Raw genomic sequence first — 2,062 nt, 5'->3', positions numbered from 1 at the left:
CGACTTCGGGCCGTACCGGGAGGCGGGAGAGGCCGTATTCGTGCCGCGTGGCCCGGTCGGCGCGGAGGACGACGGTTGGCTGCTCACCTACGTGTACGACGGCCGGGTCGGCCGTAGCAGCCTGGTGGTGCTCGACGCCGCCGACTTCACCGGCGATCCGGTGGCTGTGGTGCACCTGCCGGTGCGGGTGCCCAGCGGCTTCCACGCCAACTGGATCACCGGTTGAACCCGCCAACTAGGCAATCTCAGCTATCTACGACGTCATCTTGCCAGCTAGCTTCGCAACAGGATGTCATGCCTGTCTCACGGAAGGTGTGCGAAATGGCCCATTCCGCTGCCCATCCCGCCCCCCACTCCGCCTCCTCCGCCTCCTCCGCCTCCTCCGGCTCCCCCGGCCTCGTGGGCCGGCTCAACGGCGCGCACCACAAGCTGGCCCTGAACGCCTTCCTCGTCGTCGTCCTCGCGCACTGGGCCGAACACCTGGTGCAGGCATACCAGATCTGGGTGTTGGGTAGCCCTCGCCCGCAGGCCCGAGGCGTGCTCGGCCAGTGGTTTCCATGGCTGGTCAGCTCCGAGTGGCTGCACTACGGGTACGCCATCGTGATGCTCGTCTTCCTGTTCCTGCTCCGCCCCGGGTTCACCGGACGGGCCCGGACCTGGTGGACCATCGCACTGGCCATCCAGTTCTGGCACCACATCGAACATCTGCTGCTGCTGATCCAGGCGCAGACCGGCACCATTCTCTTCGGCCAGCCGGTGGTGACCAGCGTGGTGCAGTTGATCGTGCCCCGCGTCGAGCTGCACCTGTTCTACAACTCGGTGGTCTTCATCCCGATGGTGATCGCGATGTACCTGCACCTGCGCCCGAACGAGCGGGAGCGGGAGCAGATGAGCTGCAGCTGTGCCGGCCACGGGTCGGAGGTCCGACCGCTCGCCTCCGATGCGGCCTGACCCGCGCCCTGGCGTACCAGCCGCTGCTCTCGGGCTGGCCGGCGTCGTCGTCGTGGTCGCCGCGGTGCTGCTGGCCACTCCCGGCAGCGCCCGTGCCGAGGAGGGCAGGCTGCTCCTGGCGGACCCGCCGGTCGACGCGGCGCTCAGCGGCGCGCCGACCGGCGTGACCCTGTCCTTCACCGACACCGTGCAGCCGGAACTGTCGCACGTCGAGGTGTTCGACGGCGCCGGCGACGAGGTCACCGACGGCGACTACCGGCAGGTCGCGCCGGACCGGGTGCACCAGCCGGTGCGGATCGGCGCCGACGGTGACTACACGGTCGCGTACCACGTGACGTTTCCCGATGGTTCGGACGTGACTGACGTCTACCGGTTCAGCGTTGGCACCGGCGTGCCGCCGGCCGCGCTGGACGCCGCGACCCGCGAGGCCCGTACCGACGCGGTGTCCGAGCACGCGCACGAGATCGACGGATTCAGCGCGACCCTGCTGGTCATCGACGGGCTGGTGCTGTTCGTGGTGATCGCGCTGCTGTGGCTGCGCCCGCGCGACGGCCGGCCGACGTCACTGCGCTACCGCGATCCTGACTGACTGATCAGGCAGCGGGCAGTGCGCGCCGTCCGTCGCCGCGCCAGACCGACTGATCGGCGCCGGCGGGTCCGCCCGCCGGCGCCGATCAGTCGTTGGGCATTGTCAGGGGATAGGGAAGAACGCGCGGACGAACCGGTCCCAGTTGCGGTCACCGATCGTCGCCCGCATCCGGGTCAGCAGCCGGGCGGGTATCCCGAGTCGGTACCGCACGCGCGGGTTGGGGTGGGTGACCGCGGTCTCGATGACCTTGGCGACATGCTCGGCGCGGACCGCCATCTTGCCGCGCAGCGGCGGGTTGTCGCTGAGCCGGTACGCCTGGTGCCACTGTACGAAGTAGTCCCAGAAGTCCTTGTACAGCGCAGGGTCGCCGTGCGACTGCATGCCGAGGTCGGCGACGCTGTCCGGGACGAATCCGCCGAGGATCGGCGACGGCTCGATCAGCACCACCTTGATGTCGAACCGGGCCACCTCGTGCCGCAGCGAGTCGCCGATCGCCTCCAACGCGTGCTTGGTGGCCTGGTA

At 69.4% G+C, this 2,062-nt stretch carries 3 protein-coding genes and 1 pseudogene; 3 read left to right on the top strand and 1 reads right to left on the bottom strand.

What is annotated here, in order from left to right; translation table 11 throughout:
* The 3 genes from ACFHWS_RS28405 to ACFHWS_RS28395 form a co-directional block, all read left to right on the top strand.
* A partial coding sequence (locus ACFHWS_RS28405) for a carotenoid oxygenase family protein (protein WP_416569566.1) occupies nucleotides 1-226 on the top strand: 226 nt, incomplete at its 5' end.
* Nucleotides 227-321: 95 nt separating this feature from the next.
* Nucleotides 322-951: a hypothetical protein gene (locus ACFHWS_RS28400; RefSeq protein ID WP_416557588.1), complete on the top strand. Its 630-nt coding sequence runs from the start codon at nucleotides 322-324 to the stop codon at nucleotides 949-951.
* Nucleotides 941-1,540 (top strand): copper resistance CopC family protein, encoded by a 600-nt coding sequence (locus ACFHWS_RS28395; protein WP_416569565.1) that lies wholly within the window; start codon nucleotides 941-943, stop codon nucleotides 1,538-1,540. The genes ACFHWS_RS28400 and ACFHWS_RS28395 overlap by 11 nt, the downstream gene beginning before the upstream one ends.
* 102 nt (nucleotides 1,541-1,642) lie before the next feature.
* On the opposite strand, the pseudogene ACFHWS_RS28390 reads toward ACFHWS_RS28395, so the two are convergent.
* Nucleotides 1,643-2,062 (bottom strand): annotated as a pseudogene (locus tag ACFHWS_RS28390) (short-chain dehydrogenase/reductase); the annotation flags it as partial.

It is taken from the genome of Micromonospora sp. LOL_013 (genome assembly GCF_048060315.1).
Classification (GTDB): Bacteria; Actinomycetota; Actinomycetes; order Mycobacteriales; family Micromonosporaceae; genus Micromonospora_E.
This window is presented reverse-complemented; position numbering and strand designations above follow the sequence as displayed.

Excerpts from the sequence above, each read along its gene's own strand:
- ACFHWS_RS28400 (WP_416557588.1), top strand. The coding sequence starts at position 322 with ATGGCCCATTCCGCTGCCCATCCCGCCCCCCACTCCGCCTCCTCCGCC.
- ACFHWS_RS28395 (WP_416569565.1), top strand. The coding sequence starts at position 941 with ATGCGGCCTGACCCGCGCCCTGGCGTACCAGCCGCTGCTCTCGGGCTG.